General features: G+C 71.5%; 15 protein-coding genes. 11 read left to right on the plus strand and 4 right to left on the minus strand.

The genetic code is table 11. The annotated features are described in order from the left end of the window. From AB0B61_RS32165 to AB0B61_RS32175, 3 genes are all read left to right on the plus strand, one after another. On the plus strand, positions 1-1,875 hold the full coding sequence (locus tag AB0B61_RS32165) for an amino acid transporter (RefSeq protein ID WP_358440033.1): 1,875 nt from the start codon (positions 1-3) through the stop codon (positions 1,873-1,875). A gap of 186 nt (positions 1,876-2,061) precedes the next feature. Next, a complete protein-coding gene (locus AB0B61_RS32170) occupies positions 2,062-3,918 on the plus strand; it encodes a propionyl-CoA synthetase (protein ID WP_358439800.1) in 1,857 nt (618 codons plus the stop codon). 91 nt (positions 3,919-4,009) lie between these two features. Then, positions 4,010-7,057 (plus strand): AAA family ATPase, encoded by a 3,048-nt coding sequence (locus AB0B61_RS32175; RefSeq protein WP_358439802.1) that lies wholly within the window; start codon positions 4,010-4,012, stop codon positions 7,055-7,057. Between the two features lie 6 nt (positions 7,058-7,063). On the opposite strand, the gene AB0B61_RS32180 is transcribed toward AB0B61_RS32175, so the two are convergent. Together AB0B61_RS32180 and AB0B61_RS32185 are read right to left on the minus strand one after the other, a co-directional pair. Then, the gene (locus tag AB0B61_RS32180; protein ID WP_358439805.1) at positions 7,064-8,221 is read right to left on the minus strand and encodes a HAMP domain-containing sensor histidine kinase; all 1,158 of its coding nucleotides are present in this window, start codon (positions 8,219-8,221) and stop codon (positions 7,064-7,066) included. After that, the gene (locus AB0B61_RS32185; protein WP_357645375.1) at positions 8,218-8,874 is read right to left on the minus strand and encodes a response regulator transcription factor; all 657 of its coding nucleotides are present in this window, start codon (positions 8,872-8,874) and stop codon (positions 8,218-8,220) included. The genes AB0B61_RS32180 and AB0B61_RS32185 overlap by 4 nt, the downstream gene beginning before the upstream one ends. A 156-nt stretch (positions 8,875-9,030) precedes the next feature. On the opposite strand from AB0B61_RS32185, the gene AB0B61_RS32190 reads away from it, so the two are divergent. Together AB0B61_RS32190 and AB0B61_RS32195 are read left to right on the plus strand one after the other, a co-directional pair. After that, on the plus strand, positions 9,031-10,479 hold the full coding sequence (locus tag AB0B61_RS32190) for a hypothetical protein (RefSeq protein ID WP_358439807.1): 1,449 nt from the start codon (positions 9,031-9,033) through the stop codon (positions 10,477-10,479). Next, positions 10,476-11,081, plus strand: coding sequence for a response regulator transcription factor (locus tag AB0B61_RS32195; RefSeq protein ID WP_358439810.1), 606 nt, complete (start codon positions 10,476-10,478; stop codon positions 11,079-11,081). Before AB0B61_RS32190 ends, AB0B61_RS32195 begins: the two co-directional genes overlap by 4 nt. On the opposite strand, the gene AB0B61_RS32200 is transcribed toward AB0B61_RS32195, so the two are convergent. After that, positions 11,007-13,043, minus strand: coding sequence for a histidine kinase (locus tag AB0B61_RS32200; protein ID WP_358439813.1), 2,037 nt, complete (start codon positions 13,041-13,043; stop codon positions 11,007-11,009). The two genes, AB0B61_RS32195 and AB0B61_RS32200, sit on opposite strands and share 75 nt — an antisense overlap. Before the next feature lie 156 nt (positions 13,044-13,199). Here AB0B61_RS32200 and AB0B61_RS32205 point away from each other — a divergent pair, with 156 nt between their 5' ends. The 5 genes from AB0B61_RS32205 (at position 13,200) to AB0B61_RS32225 (ending at position 17,144) form a co-directional block, all read left to right on the plus strand. After that, positions 13,200-13,604: a hypothetical protein gene (locus AB0B61_RS32205; protein ID WP_358439816.1), complete on the plus strand. Its 405-nt coding sequence runs from the start codon at positions 13,200-13,202 to the stop codon at positions 13,602-13,604. Between the two features lie 26 nt (positions 13,605-13,630). Then, positions 13,631-14,464, plus strand: a complete 834-nt coding sequence (locus AB0B61_RS32210) for an NAD(P)H-binding protein (RefSeq protein WP_358439818.1) — start codon at positions 13,631-13,633, stop codon at positions 14,462-14,464. Beyond that, entirely contained in the window at positions 14,465-15,091 is a 627-nt protein-coding gene (locus AB0B61_RS32215) for a hypothetical protein (protein ID WP_358439820.1), read from the plus strand. A 169-nt stretch (positions 15,092-15,260) separates the two neighbouring features. Then, on the plus strand, positions 15,261-16,145 hold the full coding sequence (locus AB0B61_RS32220) for a hypothetical protein (RefSeq protein WP_358439823.1): 885 nt from the start codon (positions 15,261-15,263) through the stop codon (positions 16,143-16,145). A gap of 111 nt (positions 16,146-16,256) precedes the next feature. Further along, complete coding sequence (locus AB0B61_RS32225; protein WP_358439826.1) at positions 16,257-17,144, plus strand: hypothetical protein; 888 nt, start codon at positions 16,257-16,259, stop codon at positions 17,142-17,144. A gap of 16 nt (positions 17,145-17,160) precedes the next feature. On the opposite strand, the gene AB0B61_RS32230 is transcribed toward AB0B61_RS32225, so the two are convergent. Beyond that, entirely contained in the window at positions 17,161-18,291 is a 1,131-nt protein-coding gene (locus AB0B61_RS32230) for a UDP-N-acetylglucosamine--N-acetylmuramyl-(pentapeptide) pyrophosphoryl-undecaprenol N-acetylglucosamine transferase (RefSeq protein WP_358439829.1), read from the minus strand. 98 nt (positions 18,292-18,389) lie between these two features. Here AB0B61_RS32230 and AB0B61_RS32235 point away from each other — a divergent pair, with 98 nt between their 5' ends. Beyond that, complete coding sequence (locus AB0B61_RS32235; RefSeq protein WP_358439831.1) at positions 18,390-19,328, plus strand: Ppx/GppA phosphatase family protein; 939 nt, start codon at positions 18,390-18,392, stop codon at positions 19,326-19,328. Positions 19,329-19,337 lie beyond the last annotated feature (9 nt).

A 19,337-nucleotide genomic window follows, 5' to 3' on the forward strand; every position in this document is an offset into this window, starting at 1 on the left:
ATGCGGAGCTGGCTGCTACACGGGCTGCAGCCGACGTCCGGGATGCACGACGAACATCCCGGCAAGCGTCACTCCTGGTGGCAGGTCATGTGCCTCACAGGCGTCGACTACTTCTCCACCCTCGGCTACCAGCCGGGCATCGCCGCGCTGGCCGCGGGCGCGCTGTCGCCGATCGCCACGCTCATGCTGGTGGCGCTGACGCTGTTCGGCGCGCTGCCTACTTACCGCGTGGTGGCGGCCGAGAGCCCCAACGGCATGGGCTCCATCGCCATGCTCGAACGACTGCTGCCGAGCTGGTGGGGCAAGCTGCTGGTGCTGGTGCTGCTCGGGTTCGTGGCGACGGCGTTCATCTTCACGATCACGCTGTCGGCCTCCGACGCGACCGCCCACATCCTGCAGAACCCGTTCTTCCCTGACGCGCTCGCCGGTCAGCAGGTGCCCATCACGCTGCTGCTCATCGCCGCGCTCGGCGCGATCTTCCTGCGCGGGTTCAGCGAGGCCATCGGCCTGGCCATCGCGCTGGTGGCCGTCTATCTGGCCCTGAACCTGGTCGTCGTCGGCACCGCCGTCGCCCAGGTGCTCTCCCGCCCGGAGCTGGTCGGCGACTGGCAGGACGCGCTCACCGCGGGGCACTCCAGCCCGCTCGCGATGATCGCGCTGTCCGCCTTCGCGCTGCCCAAGCTGGCGCTCGGCCTGTCCGGCTTCGAGACGGGCGTCGCCGTCATGCCGCAGATCGAGGGCGACCTGGAGCAGCGCGTCAAGGGCGCCAAGCGGCTGCTCACCACGGCCGCGTTGATCATGAGCGTGTTCCTGGTGTTCAGCGGGTTCGCCACGGCCGTGCTCATCCCGCACAAGGAGTTCGAGGAGGGCGGCCACGCGGCCGGGCGCGCGCTGGCGTACCTGGCGCACGAATATCTGGGCGACTGGTTCGGCACCCTCTACGACGTCAGCACCATCGCCATCCTCTGGTTCGCGGGCGCCTCGGCGCTGACGGGCCTGCTCAACATCGTGCCGCGCTACCTGCCCCGCTACGGCATGGCGCCCGACTGGGCGCGGGCCGTACGGCCGCTGGTGCTGGTGTTCACCGCGATCTCGTTCGTCATCACGATCCTGTTCGGCGCGAACGTCGAGTCGCAGGGCGGCGCTTACGCCACCGGCGTGCTCGCGCTGATCCTGTCGGCCGCGGTCGCCGTCACCATCTCGGTCGCGCGCGCCGGGCGGCGGGGCGCGGCGGCGGCGTTCGGCCTCATCTCGCTGATCCTCACCTACACCTTCGTCGCCAACGTGATCGAACGCCCCGACGGCCTGTCGATCGCGGTGTTCTTCGTCGTGGCGATCATCGTCACCTCGATCATCTCCCGCGCCACGCGCTCCACCGAGCTGCGGGTGACGGGGGTGGCGCTCGACGGGGAGGCCAAGCGGCTCATCGACGGGCTGCCGCCGGGCGAGCTGCGCATCATCGCCAACGAGCCCGACGCCCGCGACGAGGCCGAGTACGCCGAGAAGGACAGCGAGACGCGCCAGTACCATCACCTGCCCGACGACGAGCCGATGCTGTTCCTGGAGGTCACGCTCGGCGACACCTCGGAGTTCGAGTCCGAGGTGCTCGTGCGCGGCGAGATGCGGCACGGTTACGGGGTGCTGACCGCGACGAGCGCGGCGGTGCCCAACACGATCGCCGCGATCCTGCTGCACCTGCGCGACACCTCCAGCCGCCGCCCCCACGTGTACTTCCACTGGGCGGAGGGCAATCCGGTGCTGGCGCTGCTGAGATATCTGCTGTTCGGCGGGGGTGACGTGCCGCCGCTCACCCGTGAGGTCCTGCGCCAGGCCGAGGAGGAGCCCGGCCGCCGCCCTCAGGTACATGTTGGCTGATCTTTTACCACCAGATCACTTGTTACGGCACAGCCGCACCCACCGCCACCCGCCGCACGGGGCGGGCGGCCTCCAGGAATACGGCCGCTGAACCCGCACGGGGCCGGGCGCCGTTACGCGCGTCTTGTTGGCCATGGCTTCCGTTTGCGCTTGCCATGGGGGGTGAGGCGCTGATCTGATCGGATTATGAGTGCTTATGATGCGGTCTACCAGCGGAGCATCGAGGAGCCTGAGGCGTTCTGGGGAGAAGCCGCCCGTGGCATCGAGTGGGATGTGCCGCCCGCGACCGTGTTCGCCGACGGTCGCTGGTTCGTCGACGGGCGCCTGAACACCTGTCACAACGCCGTCGACCGGCACGTCGCCGGCGGGCGGGGTGAGCAGGCCGCGTTGATCTACGACAGTCCCGTGACCGGCGTCGTGCGGAGCTTCAGCTACGCCGAGCTGCTCGACGCGGTGTCCCGGACCGCCGGGATGCTGCGTGACCTCGGCGTCGTCGCCGGGGACACCGTGGTGATCTACATGCCGATGGTGCCCGAGGCGGTGATCGGCATGCTGGCCTGCGCCCGGCTCGGCGCCGTGCACTCCGTGGTGTTCGGCGGCTTCGCCGCCAATGAGCTGGCCGTGCGCATCGACCACGCCAAGCCCAAGGTCGTGCTCTCCGCCTCCTGCGGGATCGAGCCGACCCGGATCGTGCCGTACAAGCCGCTGCTCGACGCCGCCCTTGAGCAGGCCGAGCATCGACCGGCGCGGTGCGTGATCCTCCAGCGGCCCGAGTCGCCCGCCGACCTCGCCGAAGGGCGGGACCTGGACTGGGCCGAGACCGTACGCGACGCGGCGCCCGCCGGCTGCGTGAGCGTGGCGGCCACCGATCCGCTCTACATCCTCTACACCTCCGGCACCACCGGGGTGCCCAAGGGCGTCGTCCGCGACAACGGCGGGCACGCCGTCGCGCTGCACTGGAGCATGTCCAACGTCTATGGCGCCGCGCCGGGCGAGGTCTACTGGGCGGCCTCCGACGTGGGGTGGGTCGTCGGTCATTCCTACATCGTCTACGCGCCGCTGCTGGCCGGATGCACGACCGTGCTGTACGAGGGCAAGCCGGTCGGGACGCCTGATCCGGGCGCGTTCTGGCGGGTCGTGGCCACGCACGGGGTACGGACGCTGTTCACCGCGCCGACCGCGCTCCGAGCCATCAAAAAAGACGACCCCTCCGGAAATTTCGCGCAAAAGTGGGATTTGTCGGGTCTGCGGTATCTGTTCATGGCCGGGGAGCGGCTCGATCCCGACACCTACCACTGGGCGTCCGACCTCCTCGGGATCCCGGTCATCGATCACTGGTGGCAGACCGAGACCGGCTGGCCGATCGCGGCCAACTGCGTCGGCCTCGAGCCGCTGCCGATCAAGCCGGGCTCGCCGACCAAGGCCGTCCCCGGCTGGGACGTGCGCGTTCTGGACCCGGAGGGGAAGGAGTGCCCGCCCGGAGTGGAGGGCGCGGTCGCGATCAGGCTGCCCCTGCCGCCCGGCGCGCTGCCGACGCTCTACCGCGACGACGCCCGCTTCGCGGAGTCGTACCTCTCGCGCCACCCCGGCCACTACCTGACCGGTGACGGCGGCTTCCTGGACGACGACGGCTACCTGTACGTCATGGGGCGCATCGACGACGTCATCAACATCGCCGGCCACCGGCTGTCCACGGGCGCGATGGAGGAGGTCATCGCGGCCCACCCCGACGTGGCCGAGTGCGCGGTGATCGGCGTGGACGACGCGCTGAAGGGTCAGCTCCCGCTCGGCTTCGTGGTGCTCAAGGCGGGCGCCGACCGCGACCCGGCCGAGGTCGAGCGCGAGCTGGTGGCCCTGGTCCGCGAGCGCATCGGCCCCGTCGCCGCCTTCCGCCGCGCCGTCGTGGTGGCCCGCCTGCCCAAGACCCGGTCCGGGAAGATCCTGCGCGCCACCATGCGCGACATCGCGGCGGGCCGCGACTACCGCGCCCCCTCGACGATCGAGGACCCGGCGGCCCTGTCGGAGATCGCCGACGCACTCTAACCCATTCCGCCCAAACGCTCCCTCAGCGCGATGGAACGCGCCATCATGGGAATTCCTCTGCTCTTCAGAGACCGTGATGACGGAGACCGTGATGACGGAGACCTTGAGCTACGCCGACGCTCTGAAGATCCTCGGCTGCAAGGACAGCAGGCTCGTCAAGGTGATCGACTTCGCCGCGACGGCCGCACTGACCGGATGGGCGCTCGCCGGCGGCGCCGACCTGGCGCTGGGCCTGCGCGAGCTGCAGGAGGACGCCGTCCGTTACGGCAACGACGTGGTGCGGCGGGTGCCCGAGTGGCGCGGCGGCGCGGGCCGGTTCGCCCGTACCCAGCGGCTGGCCGCCGTCCACGCGGTGGTGATCGTCTCGGCCTACTTCGAGGCCCTCGGCCGGGCCAGCCTGCCGTTCGGGCTGGACCGGCTCGACCGGGACCGCGCGGCCGGCGGCACCCGCGCGGCGGCGTTCGCCGAGCTGGTGGAGAAGCTGCTCACGCACCCGCTGCCCATGCCGGAGCCGTACCGCCCCTACGCGGAGACCCGTGAGGCCGTCGAACGCCATTACCGGCGGATGTCGGAGGCCGTGGCCGGGTACGTGCGCGAGGTGGCGGCCTGGGACGAGCTCTCGGCCGACGAGCGCGCCCGCGTCCCCCTCATGCTCGTGGAGGGACCGTCGGCGCACGCCCTGCGGATCTACGACGAGGACTACCACTCGCTCACGCTCGACAGCCCCGAGTTCCGGATGTGGAGCCTGGTCACCGAGACGCAGGCGTTCGCCCCCGGACTGTCGCGCGTGGCGCGGCTGCTGGCGGAGCTGGCGCCGCCGCGCGTGGGCGACCGGCCGATGATCCACCTGGTCAGGATGGCCGCCGCCGCGCTCGACCAGTCGCTCATGGCCGTCGGCCGGGCGCCGGACGACGTCACGCTGCCGCTGCTCGGCGAGGGGTACATCAGCCCCCGGTGCAAGGTCGCGGAGATGACGCGCGAGTCCGCGCCGGCGGCGAAGAGCTGGTGGAAGGGCCGGTTGGAGCTGCCCGACGCGGAGGCGTTCCTGGTGGGCCACCTCACCTCGCCGCACGCCACCCAGGCGCCCCTGGTCGTACTGGGCGAGCCGGGGTCGGGCAAGACCAAGCTGACCGAGGTGCTCGCGGCCCGGCTGGCCGCCTCGGAGTTCCTGCCGATCAAGGTGGAGCTGCGCGACGTCGCCGCTGAGTCGTCCGTGATCTCGCAGATCGAGCAGAGCGTCTCCCCCTTACTCCGCGAGAAGGTGAAATATCGGGACTTGGTGGAGGCGGCGGAGGGGATGCTGCCCGTCGTCATGCTCGACGGGTTCGACGAGCTGCTCCAGACCGCCGGCGCCAACCGCTACGACTACCTGGAGCAGGTCCAGGAGTTCCAGGACGAGCAGTCCAGGCACGGCCGTCCCGTCGCGGTGATCGTGACCAGCCGGACCGTCGTGGCCGACCGGGTCCGCTTCCCCGACGGCGTGCTCACCATCGAGCTCCAGCCGTTCGAGAAGGAGCAGGTCCGCCAGTGGCTGGAGATCTGGGCGGAGACCAACCGCGCGGTCCTGTCCAGGCGCGGCAGGAAGCCGCTGCCGGCCGACGTCGCGCTGGCCCAGGGCGAGCTGGCCAGGCAGCCGCTGCTCCTGCTGCTGCTGGCCATCCACGACGCCGCCGAGAACGCCTTGCAGCGCGACGAGGCGGTCCTCGGCCGTGGCCGCCTCTACGAGTCGCTGATCAGGGACTTCGCCTACCGCGAGCTCCTCAAGGATCCCGAGGTGCGGGCGCTGCCGGCCGCCCGGCGCGGCGGGCTGGTGGACCGGGAGCTGACGCGGCTCGGGACCGTGGCGCTGTCGATGTTCGTCCGCGGCCGGGCGGTCGTCTCGGAGCCCGCCCTCGACCGGGACCTGCCCGCCCTGTGCGCGGCGCCGGGGGAGGAGCGGGACGACGAGGGCGGCTGGGCGCGGCGGGCGACCGAGCGGTTCTTCTTCGTGCACGTGAACGACCCGGGCGGCACTCGGGGTTATGAGTTCCTGCACGCCACGTTCGGCGAGTTCCTGGTGGCCTGGCTGGCCGTGTACGCGCTGCGCGACCTGATCAGGCGGCACGGCCACGACGAGGAGCTGGCGGGCCAGCTGGTCGACGACGACCTGCTCTACGCGATCACGTCGTTCTCCTGCCTGGCCGAACGGGGGCCGACGGTCGGCTTCGCCATGGAGCTCATGGGCGCGCTGCCGGCCGAGGTCCGGGCCAGGAGCGTGACGCTGCTCAGCGCGCTGCTGCGCGAGTCGCTGCACGAGCGCCCGCGCCGCTCCTTCCTCGCCTTCCGCCCGGTACGCCATCCCGTGCCGCGCCGCCTGGCTGCCTATTCGGCCAACCTCACCCTCCTGGTGGTGGCCGCTTCGGACAAACCGGTCAGCGTCGCGGAGCTGCTCGGCGACTCGGGGGACTTCGCCCGGTGGAGCTCGTACGCGCATCTATGGAAGAGCCAGCTCGGCGGGGAGGGCTGGACCGGCCTCATCGGCGCCATGCCGGCGCGCCGGGTCGTGGACGGCGGCAAGCGCGACATCCGCCTCGGCGGGAGCGGAGAGTCGTGGGAGTTCGAGGGCGCGGGCTGGTGGTTCGGCCGCCCGGAGCCCGCGGCGCGCACCAAGGCGCTGGGCCGCTACAAGTCCTACGCCCTGCTGGAACGGCCCTACCTGCTCAACGTCGACGCCGACCTGCTGACCGACTCGCTGCGCGCCGACGACGAGACGCACCCGAGCCTGATCGTCGTGCAGCGGCGGTCCGGTCAGGTGGTGAGCTGCACCCGGCTGGTCGAGGAGGTGCTGATGAACCGGCCGTCGAGCGTCGAGGCCCGCGTCACGCTGTACGCCGACGCGATCGCGGCGGTCACCGCGTTCCAGACGCTCGAGCACCGGCGGCTGCTCGACCTGGTGCTGCGGGCGCTCGCGCTGGAGGGACCGGCCATGCCCTTCCCGGACCGGGCCGACCTGCTCGGCGGGTTGGCCGGCGACGGCGTCGAACCGGCGCTGTGGCGGCCGCTGCTGGAGTCGATGTTCTTCGAGCGGTCCGACAGCTGGGAGCTCCTCCTGCGGGCGGGCGTCCCGGAAGCGGTCATGCGCGAGGTCCGCTCACCCTGAGCGGCCTCAGGCGGCCGACCGGTCCAGGGGCAGCTCGACCGTGATCGTCAGGCCGCCCTCCTCGCGCGGCCGGGCGAGGACCGTGCCGCCGTGGGCCTCGGTGATGACGCGCACGATCGACAGGCCGAGGCCGCTGCCCCGGTCGGAGCGCAGCCGGTCGCCGTGCAGCCGCCGGAACGGCTCGAAGATCGTCTCGATCTCGTACGACGGCACGTGCAGGCCGGTGTTGGCCACGACCAGCTCCACCTGCTCGGTACGCCGCCGGGTCGTCACCCACACCTCGCCCTTGGGCTGGTTGTGCCGGATCGCGTTCTCCACCAGGTTCTGGACCAGCCGCTCCACCAGCACCGCCTCGCCGGTCGTCGGCGCGGCGTCCAGCAGCCGGTGGATCGTCACCTCCCGCTCGGCCGCCTCCTCCGCCGCCTGGTCCAGCACGTGCTCGGCCACGTCCGTCAGGTCGAACGGGCGCCGGTCCAGCACCGCCTGCTCGCCCTCGGCCAGCGCCAGCAGCCCGTCGATGAGCCGCTCGTGCCGGGCGTTGACCAGCAGCAGCGACTCGCCGAGCCGCTTGACGTCGTCGGTGGCGTCCGGCCGCCGCACGGCCACGTCGACCAGCGTCCTGTTGATCGTCAACGGGGTGCGCAGCTCGTGGGAGGCGTTGGCGACGAAGCGCCGCTGGCCGTCGAAGGAGCGGGCGAGCCGGCCGAGCATGGTGTCGAAGATGCCGGTCAGCTCCTTCACCTCGTCGTTCGGCCCCTCGTACCCGATCCGCTCGGCGAAGTCGTGGCTCTGGGCGACCCGGCGCGCGGTCTCGGTGACCGCCGTGACCGGCCGCAGCACCCACCCGGCCGCCCGCCAGCCCAGGCCGAACGCGCCGCCCGTGACGGCCAGCACCGCGAGCGCACCGATGTTACGCACGTTGGTCAACGTGTCGCGCTGGTAGGTCGCCATGACCTGGAGGGTCCGGCTTCGCGCCACCTCGTAGTAGTCGTCGTATCTGTAGAAGCCCCTGCCGTTGGGCAGGGTGATGGACTTGGGGGTGATGAGATCGGCGCGGTAGGTGAGGTTCGACCGTACGAGGAAGTAGACGGCCGTCAGCAGCAGGCCGCCGCCGACGAGGAACACCCCCGCGCAGGCCAGGGCGAAACGCAGACGGACGCTCATGGAATGCGATACCCCGATCCCGGCACGGTCTCGATGACCTGCGGCTCGCCCAGCTTCTTGCGTAATTTCATCATCGTGGTCCGCACGGTGTTCGTGAACGGGTCGATGTGCTCGTCCCACACCTTCTCCAGCAGTTCCTCGGCCGAGACCACCGCGCCCTGCGCCCGCAGCAGCTCGGCCAGCACCCCGAACTCCTTGCGCGCCAGCGGCACATAGCGCCCCTCGCGGAACACCTGCCGGTGCGCCCAGTCCAGCCGCACCCCGGCGCGGGCCAGCATCGGCGGGTCGGCCCGCCGGGCCCGGCGGCCGAGCGCGTGCACCCGCGCCACCAACTCCTCGAACGCGAACGGCTTGGGCAGGTAGTCGTCGGCCCCCAGCGACAACCCCGCCACCCTCGCCCGCACGTCCCCGGCGGCGGTCAGCATCAGCACCCTGACCGGCCACCCCCGCTCGACCACCGCCCGGCACACCTCGTCGCCGTGCACCAGCGGCAGGTCCCGGTCCAGGATCAGCACGTCGTAGTCGTGCACGCCGAGCCGCTCCAGCGCCCCGTCACCGTCGTAGGCCACATCGACGGCCAGCGCCTCCCCCCGCAGCCCCTCGGCGATCGAATCGGCGAGCATCCGCTCGTCCTCCGCGACCAGAACACGCAATGTCGCCCCCATGAAGATCGAAAGTCCCGACAGTCTGCTCCAGCCTGCATAACGCGGACATAACCACTTTTGGTGACGCTCAGGTTAGCGCCGACTCGGTGAACTGCCCTCCCTACGGCCGGGACTCGCCCGGCCTCTCCCGGGGGAGAGATGCTCATGGTTGCCGCTCTTGTGGCGCCGACGCGGCCCCGCCTGGCCGATCCCGTCTTGGGGAAGACGGGCCACCGCCTGTTCGGGGTCGTCCTGGTGCTGGCCGCGGCGCTGCGCGTGCTGGTCATGCTCGGGTACGACACCGCGCAGGTCTACTGGTACGACTCGTTCACCTACCTGAACACGGCCGTGCACATGAAGCCGCAGGGCGCCTTCCACCCGGCGGGCTACTCGTGGTTCCTGTGGCTGCTGCGCCCCTTCCACAGCGTCGAGCTGGTCGTCGGCGTACAGCACGCGATGGGCCTGGGCGTCGGCGTGCTGATCTACGTGCTGCTGCGCCGCTGGTCGCTGCCCGGCTGGGGGGCCGCGCTGGCCGCGGCGCCGGTGCTGTTCGACCCGGCGTTCCTGCGGCTGGAGCACGCCGTGCTCTCGGACCTGCAAGTGATCTTCCTCGTCATGTCCGCGCTCACGGTGCTGATGTGGCGCCAGGAGGTGTCGTCGCGGGCCGCCGCGCTGGCGGGGGCGCTGCTCGCGCTGGCCGGACTGACCCGGACCGCCGCGGTGCCGCTGCTCGCGCTGGCCGCGCTCTACCTGCTGCTGCGCCGCACCCCGTGGCGGAAGGTCGCCGTCCTGGTGGTCGCCGGGGCGCTGCCGCTGCTCGCCTACGCGGGCTGGTACGCCCAGTATCACGGCAGGTTCGCGCTGAGCGGCTCCGACGGAGTCGCCCTCTGGGCCCGCACGATGACGTTCGCCGACTGCTCGATCATCAAGCCGCCCGCGGCGGAGGCCCGGCTCTGCCCGAACGGCACCGTCGTCGACGCCGCCTCCGAGTACGTCTGGGCACCCGGCGCCGCGCTCAACCGGCTGCCCGGCGACCGGTTCGCCTACAACGACCTGGCCAGGTCGTTCGCCCTGAAGGCCATCGCCGCGCAGCCGCTCGACTATCTGCGCGAGATCGTCAAGGACACCTCGCTGGCCTTCACCTGGGAGCCGGTGGCTCACCCCAAGCGGATGGGCGCCATGTCGAACTTCCCGCACGGCTCGTGGGGGCTGCCGGAGGAGCACGCCCTCGTCGGGCAGGTGCGCAAGGAGTATGACCCGGCGATCCGCGGCATGAGCTCGGTCGAGCCGTTCGGGTCCATCCTCGCCGCCTACCCCTACCCGTGGTTCCTGCACGGGACGCTGTTCGGCGTGATCCTCCTGGCGGGGGCGGCCGGGGCGATAGGCCGCCGCCGTCCGGCGCTGCTGCCGTGGGCGTTCGCGATGTTCCTGCTCGTCGCGCCGGTGGCGGCGCTGGACTTCGACCACCGCTACGTGCTGCCCGCCATCCCGGTCGCCTGCGTGGCCGCCGCGCTGGCCGTACACGGGCTGGCCGTACACGGGCTGGCCGTACCCGGGCTGCCGTGGCGGCGGCGTCGCGCGGCGGGGAGTGAGCGGATTACCGTACCGGTGTGATCCGGATTCTGATCGCGGAGGACATGCACATCCTTCGCGAAGCGCTGGTCGAGTTGCTGTCGCTCGAGGACGACATCACGGTGGTGGCCGGGGTCGCCTCGGGTCTGGAGATCGTCTCCGCCGCGCTGGAGCACCGGCCCGACGTGGCCGTGATCGACATCGATCTGCCGGGACTGGACGGCATCTCGGCGGCTGCCGAACTGCGCGGCACGCTGCCCGGCTGCCGCGTGCTGATCCTGACGGCGCTGGCCAAGCCGGGCGTCCTACGCCGGGCGCTCGGTGCGCGGGTCGCCGGGTTCGTTCAGAAGGACATCCGCCCGGCCGAGCTGGCGGCGGCGATCAGGACCGTCGCCGCCGGGGGGCGGGTGGTGGACCCCGCCTTGGCCCTGGTGGCGCTGGAGGCGCCGGAGAGCCCGCTCAGCCAGCGGGAGACCGAGGTGCTGCGCCTGTCGGCCGGCGGGGCCCAGCCCGCCGAGATCGCCGAACGGCTCTTCCTGACCTACGGCACGATCCGCAACTACCTCACCTCAGCCGTCGCCAAGCTGGGTGCTCGCAACCGGGTGGACGCCATCCGAATCGCCACCGAGTCCGGCTGGATCTGAGCCGAACTCGGCGACCACCTCGAACCTGCCGCCGGGCAGGCGCACCGCCGCCAGCCGCCCGCCGGTGCGCTGTGCCAGGCTGCCGAGTCCGGAGCCGTGCCACCCCGGCCTAGGCCCCGGCCCCCGCTCCGGCTCCGGCTCCGGCGGCGTGGTCGGTTCGCTCGGCGCGACGGGCCGGGCGCCGTCATTGACGACACGCAAACGTACGAGCCCGTCAGCGCCGGAGATGGTCATCTCACAGGTCCGGGCCCGGCTGTGCCGCAGGACGTTGGTGACGGTCTCGCGGAGCGCGGTGGCCACCGCCGTGTCGACCTCGGCCGGCAGCGGGCCCGTCGTGACCCGCGCCGTCGCCGCGATCCCGGCGGCCGTCAGCACCTCACGCGCCGCCTCCAGCTCGGCCGCCAGTCGCAGCTCGACCCGGTCGCCGGCGATGGACTCCAGCTCCACCAGCGACCGTTCCACCAGCGACACGAGCGAGGCCAGCTCGGTCCTGGCCCGGCCGGGGTCCGTGTCCAGCAGCCGCTCGGCCAGCTCGCCCTTGAGCGCGACCGCCGACAGGCTGAACCCGAGGACGTCGTGCAGGTCGCTCGCGACCCGGGTCCGTTCCCGCCGTACCGCGGCCTCGGCGAGGTCATGCCGGGCCCGGTCCAGCACGGTGATCAGCCCGGTGAGGCGCCCCAGGCTGTAGGCCAGCCAGGCGAGCATGACGTGACCACCGAAGTTGGCCAGCGCGTTCATGATGCCGGTGCCGGCGGTGATGCTGTCATACAGGAGCCAGGCCAGATGCCCGGCCAGGACGGCACCGGCGATCGCCCACGATCGAGGCGGTCGTACGGTGAGCAGCACCTTGCCGGTGAAGAAGCTCAGCACCCGGTCCCAGGAGCCGGGGATGACCGCGAGGGGCAGCAGGAACAGCAGGCCCTGCACGACGAACGTGACCCGGGTCTGCGGCAGCACCTGAAGGATCACGATCCCGATGAGCCCGATCAGCGCCCAGGCGAGCGTTGGCGGGGCGGCATGCTCCCAGTAGTAGAGGTTGCTCAGCACGAGCACGCACTGGATGAGCAGCACCGCGAGCAGGACGAACCGCGCCAACCGGGGCGACTCAATCTCTGTCGCGGGCTCGGCGACCGGGTCGGCGCGGTAGGCGCCGGCCGTGGCCCGCACCTCCGCCAAGGTCCGCCGGGCGAGCGCCACGCCCTCGCGGATGTCCTGCCGGGCGTCCACCGGCTCGCCCCCGGCCGCCTCCCGCGTCCGTAACGCGGCCGCTTCCCGTATCTGGAACGCGGCGGCTTCCCGCGTCCGTAACGCGGCCGCTTCCCGCATCTGGAACGCGGCGGCCTCCCGTATCTGGAACGCGGCCGCTTTCCGCATCCGGAACGCGATCGCCCGCAGTTTCCCGCCCAGGACGTCCCGCAACTCGCCGTCCAGCCGCAGGCGCTCCCTGTCCAGGGCCAGCCGAGCCAGCTCTCCTTGGGCCTCGTGCAACCGCCGTGCCGTCCCGACGAGCGCGGCGAGGCTGAACACGATGAGGGCGTCGTCCGCCGTGACGATCACGAACCAGACCGAGTCGTAGACCCCGTACCCGAGCAGGGCGGCCGTCGTGCCGGTGGCGGCCAGGACAAGGCCGAACAGCGGCCAGGCCGGCCGCGCCGGGAGCACGCAGAGCACTCCGGCGGCCACCGTCCACGGCATCCAGTCCCACGCCGAGCCGATCACGAGGAAGGGCAGCAGGTAGAGCAGCACCAAGGCCGCCAGCAGCCCGTACCGGGCGGCCGGCCGCCGGTGCCGCGCCAACAGCGCGATCAGCGGCGGATACGACGCCATCGTGAGCAGCAGCGCGAGCGGGGCGGCGTCGCGCCACACCCCGCTCATCGTGCGGATGTAGACCAGGATGCCGAACGAGGCCCACAGCATGCCCTGGGCGACCCGCAGCGGGAGGTCGTCAGCGGTCCGTGCCAACCCGATCTCCCGATGAACTATGCAAAATGCATAACCGCCTGATGACAAGGACACTATCGGCGCCTTCTCGGTCGCTGTCACCCTTTGGGGAGATCACCTGAGCGGACATCCGTTCACCATGACCTGCGTCATGGCCGTACAAGGGCAGGGAGCCTGATGGAGCCCACCGAGGTTTTGCCGATCATCGCGATCGCCTCGCTGGTCACGGTCGAGTTCGGCGGGCACGCGCTGCTGCGCTTCATCACCACCGATCGCGACAAGCTGGGCGAGTTACGCGAGCGTTTCTTCCGCGCCGGCCACGCGCACGCCGGAGTGCTGCTGGTGCTCGCCCTGGTGTACCTGCTGTACCTGCCCCGCGCCGGTTTCTCCGACGGGCTGGAGTGGCTGGCCGGCGGCGTGCTGCTGGCCGGGGTGCTGGCGCAATCGGGTGGATTCTTCCTGCATCTGGCCGTCGGCGAGCAGGGTGCCCGCTCGTCCGGCACGATGGTCACCCGAGCTGGGGGCCTGCTCCTCGCCGCCGCGCTGATCACCCTGGCCGTGGGCCTCGTGGGTGGGGCGTAGCACAAGTTGATGACCTGATGGGAGACATGATGATCTTAGTGACCGGCGCCACCGGCAATATCGGGTCGGCATTGGTGACCGCTCTGGACCGGGCCGGGCAGCGGGTACGCGCGCTCGTACGCGATCCGCGGACCGCCACGCTGCCGCCCGGCGTCCAGCCCGTCACCGGCGACCTGAACGAGCCCGGCAGCCTGGCCGACGCCCTGAACGGCGTGCGAGGGGTGTTCTTGCTGCCGGGATATGCGGACATGCCCGGACTGCTGGCCCAGATACGGCGGGCGGGGGCGGAACGGGTCGTGCTGCTGTCGGGCGGCTCGGCCGAGCAGGCGGACATGAGCAACGCGATCTCCCGCTACATGGCGCTGTCCGAGCAGGCCACGCGGGAGGCGGGTGTGCCCTGGACCTTCCTGCGGCCCAGGGCGTTCATGTCCAACGCGCTGCGCTGGCTGCCGCAGCTTCAGGCCGGCGACCTGGTGCGGGTACCGTTCGCCGGGGTGGCGGCCGCCGCCATCGACCCCGCCGACATCGCGGCGGTCGCGGCCCTGGCGCTGACGGGCGACGGGCACGAGGGCCGGATCTACGAACTGACCGGCCCGGACTCGCTGCTGCCCGCCGACCAGGTCGCCGTGCTGGCCAAGGTGCTGGACAGGGACCTGCGCTGCGAGGGCCTGCCGGACGAGGAGGCGCGGGCGCAGATGGAGGCGACCATGCCGGTCGAGTACGTCGACGCCTTCTTCAGCTTCTACGTCGACGGCACACTCGACGAGTCCCCGGTCCTGCCGACCGTTCAGGAGGTGACGGGACACCCGCCCCGCACCTTCGAACAGTGGGCGCGGGCACACGCCGACGCCTTCCGGTAGATGGAGGCGGACAAGCATGACGCGGAGCCGTCGGCGGCGCTCATGTCGGCGATCGTGACGGAGCATTTCGTCCTGCAATCGGCGGCCGGCACGACGGTCAGTGAGGCGCTCGGGCGTTCGTCGCTGTACCTGTCGGCGCTGTCCAGCAGCCTGATCGCGCTGGGGTTCGCCGCGCAGACGCCAGGACTGCTGCTGCCGTTCGCCGCCGCCGCGTTGCCGACGGTCTTCGTGCTGGGCGTGTTCACCACGGCCCGGCTCGTCGACACCGGGGTGCAGAACGTGCTGTACCTGAGCAGCATCGCCCGCATCCGCGGCTACTACCGCGAACTCGACCGCGAGGCGGCGCGCTACTTCGCCAGGTGGGACGCGGATGGCGGGGAGACCGCCGACGCGCTCGGGTCGCTGGCCGTCAAATCGGGCCCGCTGGCCGGGCTCTTCACCGCCGCCAGCATGATCGCCATCATCAACGGCGTCCTGGCCGGCGTCTGTCTCGCCCTGCTGACCTACTACCTCGTGACGGACCACCACCTGGCGGCCGCCCTGGCCGTCGGCGTGGCCACCGCCGCCGCGGTCCTGACCGTGTTCTTCCGCTACCAGCACCACCGCTACCGGAACATCCAGCGCTGAGCCGCCCCGCACAAGAGCCCTGGTCCGGGGGCTGTCGATCATGGAAACGATCGGTGAGCGCGACCGCCGGTTTCCCCGACTGTCCTCGGCGAGGCTGCCGCTCTGGCGAAATGTTACGTAGTATCCGGGCATCACGAGCGTTGGGGGCGCCAGGGTGCCAGGACAGAGCGTGGGTGTGGTCGTCGATCCGGGAGTACCCCCGGAGGTCGCCGGAATGCTGCGTGCGAACGCCCCGCTCCTGTCCAGGATCAGAGCAGGCTGGGTGCCCCCTGCCGGGCAGCCGGTCGAGCGGCGCTGGCCGTCGAGCCTGGCGCTGCTGGCGGCCACGCCCCTGGTCGTCGCGCTGATGTCCGCGCTGCTGACCTCCCCGGTGCGGCCGATCGGCTTCGTGCTGCTGGGCGGCTTCGTCTTCGTCGTGCTCGTCAAGATCGCCTCCATCAACGAGGTGCCGTTACACGACCGCCCCTACGGGCGTGGCGTCTACGAGCGGGCCCGCTGGTACGACGGTCGCTACCTGCTGGCCGACGACTTCGACGCGGAGGCCAAGGCGGTGCTGGCCAGGGCGCAACGGGCGATCGGCGCCGTGCTGCGTTCCCACGTCAACGCCGAAGGACTGCTGGACGACGCGCGCAACGCCGTGATGCTGCCGGAGCAGGAGTGGGAGATCGCCCGGCTGCTGGCCAAGCTCTCGGCCCTGCGTGGCGAGCACAGGGAACTGCTGGCCCGCGGCATCGCGCCGGAGGTGGCGGCGGTGATCGAGCCGCTGGACCGCGCCCTGGCCACCAGCGAGGCCGCGGTCGTGGCGCGCGTGGAGGCACTGGAACGTTACGCCGGGCACGTCGCCGAGGCCGAGCGCGCCTACCACGCCCGCGGCCAGATCGAGGAGCTGCGGGCCCGGCTGCCGCGCTATGAGGAGCTCCTGGCCGAGTCGGGCGCCGACGCGCTGGCCGTACCCGAGATCGAGAAGCTCGCCGAGGACGCCGACGACCTGGAGCGGCTGCTGCGCAGGAGCGTGAGCTCGGCGCACGAGGCGTTCCGCCATCTGGAAAGCTGACGCCGGAACGGGCCATGAGCAGGCGCGCGGGCCCATGTCGCGGCGGTCGCACCTTGCCATATGACACGTTCCAGCACTTCTCCAGGTGACAATCCCATAAAATCCGTTTTTGTGGCGGATGTGGTGGTCGATCCAGATGTCCCGGAGGATGACGCCCAGCTGATCACGGAGAACGAGCATCTCCTGATCCGCATGCGGCGCGGCTGGGCGCCCGACCCCCTGCCGTCCAGGGCATCCGGTAAGACCGGGCGCGTGGCCATCGCGGCGATCACGCTGATGGTGCTGTCCCTTCTGCTGTCCGGGACGCACTTCTACCGGGGAGGCGGCCTGCTGCTGGTCGGCCTCATCGCCATTCCCGTCCTGCTCGTGATCTTCCTCCGCAAGGACCTCGACGAGGACGAGGAGATGGCCGTCGACCGGGAGACCTACGAGCAACTGCGCTGGTACGAGGGCCGGTACGTGCTCGCCGCCGACCTCGACGAGTCCTCCCGCAGGCTGCTCGCCCGGGCCAGGCGGGCCGTCGCCACGGTGACGCACTCGGCGGTCAACGTCGAAGGGCTGCTGGACGACGTACGCAACGCCGTGATGCTGCCCGCCCAGGAGTGGGAGATCGCCCGCCTGCTGGCCAAGCTGTCGGCGCTGCGGACCAAGCACCGCGAGACCATGGCGGAGGTGAACTCGCCGGAGGTCGCCGCCGTGGCCGAGCCGCTCGCCCGGGCGCTCGACAGCAGCGAGGACGCCGTCGTGGCCCGGGTGGAGGCCTTGGAACGCTACGCCGCCAACGTGGCCGACGCCGAGCGCGCCTACCGGGCCCACCATCAGATCGAGGAGCTGCGGGGCCGGATCCACCAGTATGAGGAGCTGGTCTCGGAGTCGGGCGCGGACGGCTTCGCCGTACCGGAGATCACCCGGCTCGCGGAGGACGCCGACCAGCTGGAGCGGGCGCTGCGGCGGAGCGTGCGCTCCGCCCATGAGGCATTCCGCTACCTGGACCCCTGAGAGCCGTCCAAGACGGTTACTGGACGTGCGCGGCCTCCAGCAGCACGTCGCACAGAGCCTCGGCCGCGTCGATCCGGCCCAGCTTGCGCGCCGCCTCGGCCATCGTCGCGCGCAGGCCCGGGTCGGCCAGCAGCGGCATCAGCTCGGCCAGCAGCTGCTCGCCCGTCGGGTGCGGCTCCAGCAGCGCGCGGCCCGCGCCCGCGGAGGTCAGGTAGCGGGCGTTCTTGCGCTGCTCGTCGCCGCCGGTCGGGATCAGCGGGATCAGCACCGACGGCCTGCCGATGGCGGTCAGCTCCGACACCGTCCCGGCGCCGCTGCGCGCGATCACCACGTCGGCCGCGGCGAACAGATCGGGCAGCTCCGAGCCCACGTACGGCACCGGGTGGTAGCGGTCGGCCAGGTCCGGCGGCAGCGCGGTGGCGCGCATCTGGTCGATCCACGCGGGCCCGCACTGGTGCACGATCTGGGCATGCGGCAGCAGTCGCGGCAGGATCTCCGCGATCAGCGTGTTGATCTGCTTGCTGCCCGTCGCGCCGCCTGTCACGTAGATCAGCGGCACCTCGAACGTCAGCCCGAACAGGTCGTACGCCGCGGCCCGGTTGCCCTGCAGCAGCTCCGGCCTGATCGGATTGCCGGTCACCACGGCCTTCGCGCGCGCCGACGGCGGCAGGTATTCCAGCGACGACTCGTGGGACAGCGCGATCCGCGTCGCCAGCCTGGCCAGGATCCGGTTGGCCAGCCCCACCACCGTGGTCTGCTCGTGCATCACCAGCGGGCGGCGGATCAGCTTGGCCGCCACACCGATCGGCACCGCCACGTAACCCCCGGTCGACAGCACCACGTCGGGCAGGTAGCGGGCGGCGTGCCCGATCGCCTGGATCACGCCCACCGGGATGCGGAACACGTCGGCGACGTTGGTGCCGAGCTCCTTGAGGTTGGGCCGGCGCCGCAGCTTTCCGGTGGTGATGGCCTTGAACGGGATGCCGTGCTCGGTGGTGATCCTGGCCTCAAGGCCGTTGGCGGTGCCCACCCAGAGCACGTCGTGCGGCACCTGACGTCGCTGGACGGCCGACAGGGTCGTCAGGGCCGGATAGGTGTGACCGCCGGTGCCGCCGCCGGTGATCAACAGTCGCAGGGTTCGTGACATGCGATCAGACTAGGGCCCCGGCGGGAAAGGTCGTCGCGCCGCACGGTCACTTGGGGCTCGGCTTCGCCGTACAGGCGGTTGACCGGTAGCGTTTCCCCATGCGACTCGGCGTACTGGACATCGGCTCCAACACCGTCCACCTACTCGTCGTGGATGCGCACCGCGGCGCGCGGCCACTGCCCGCCTACTCCCACAAGGAGGAGCTGCGGCTGACCGAGCACCTCGACGAGCGCAACGAGCTGTCCGCCGAGGGCATCGAGCGGCTCGGCGAGTTCGTCGAGGAGGCACTGCGCATCGCCGAGGACAAAGGCGTCGAGAACTTCCTGGCCTTCGCCACCTCCGCCGTGCGCGAGGCCGCCAACGGCGAGCATGTGCTCGCCCAGATCAACGACCGCTGCGGCGTGCACATCGAGGTCCTGTCCGGCAGCGACGAGGCCAGGCTGACGTTCCTGGCCGTGCGGCGCTGGTTCGGCTGGTCGTCGGGGCGGCTGCTCGCCTTCGACATCGGGGGCGGCTCGCTGGAGATCGCCGCCGGGGTCGACGAGGAGCCCGACGTGGCCGTCTCGCTGCCGCTCGGCGCGGGGCGGCTCACCCGCGGCTGGTTCGCCTCCGACCCGCCGTCCGCCGACGAGGTCCGCAACCTGCGCCGGCACGTACGCGCCCAGATCGCCCGCACGGTCGGCGACGTCGTCCGATACGGCGAGCCCAACCGGGCCGTGGCCACCTCCAAGACCTTCAAACAGCTGGCCAGGATCGCCGGGGCCGCGCCCACCAACGACGGCCTCTATGTCTCCCGATCGCTGTCGCGGCAGGACATGGCCGAGTGGGCCGTCAAGCTGACCACCATGAGCACGGCCGAGCGGGCCGCGCTGTCCGGCGTGTCCGACGGGCGGGCCGCGCAGCTGGCCGCGGGGGCCATCGTGGCCCACGCGACCATGGACCTGTTCGAGGTCGACCGCCTGGAGGTCTGCCCCTGGGCGCTGCGCGAGGGGGTCATCCTGCGTCGCCTCGACATGCTGCCGAGTCGGCCGGTGTGACGTCGCGGT

This window comes from Nonomuraea sp. NPDC049158 (assembly GCF_040648335.1).
Classification (GTDB): Bacteria; Actinomycetota; Actinomycetes; order Streptosporangiales; family Streptosporangiaceae; genus Nonomuraea.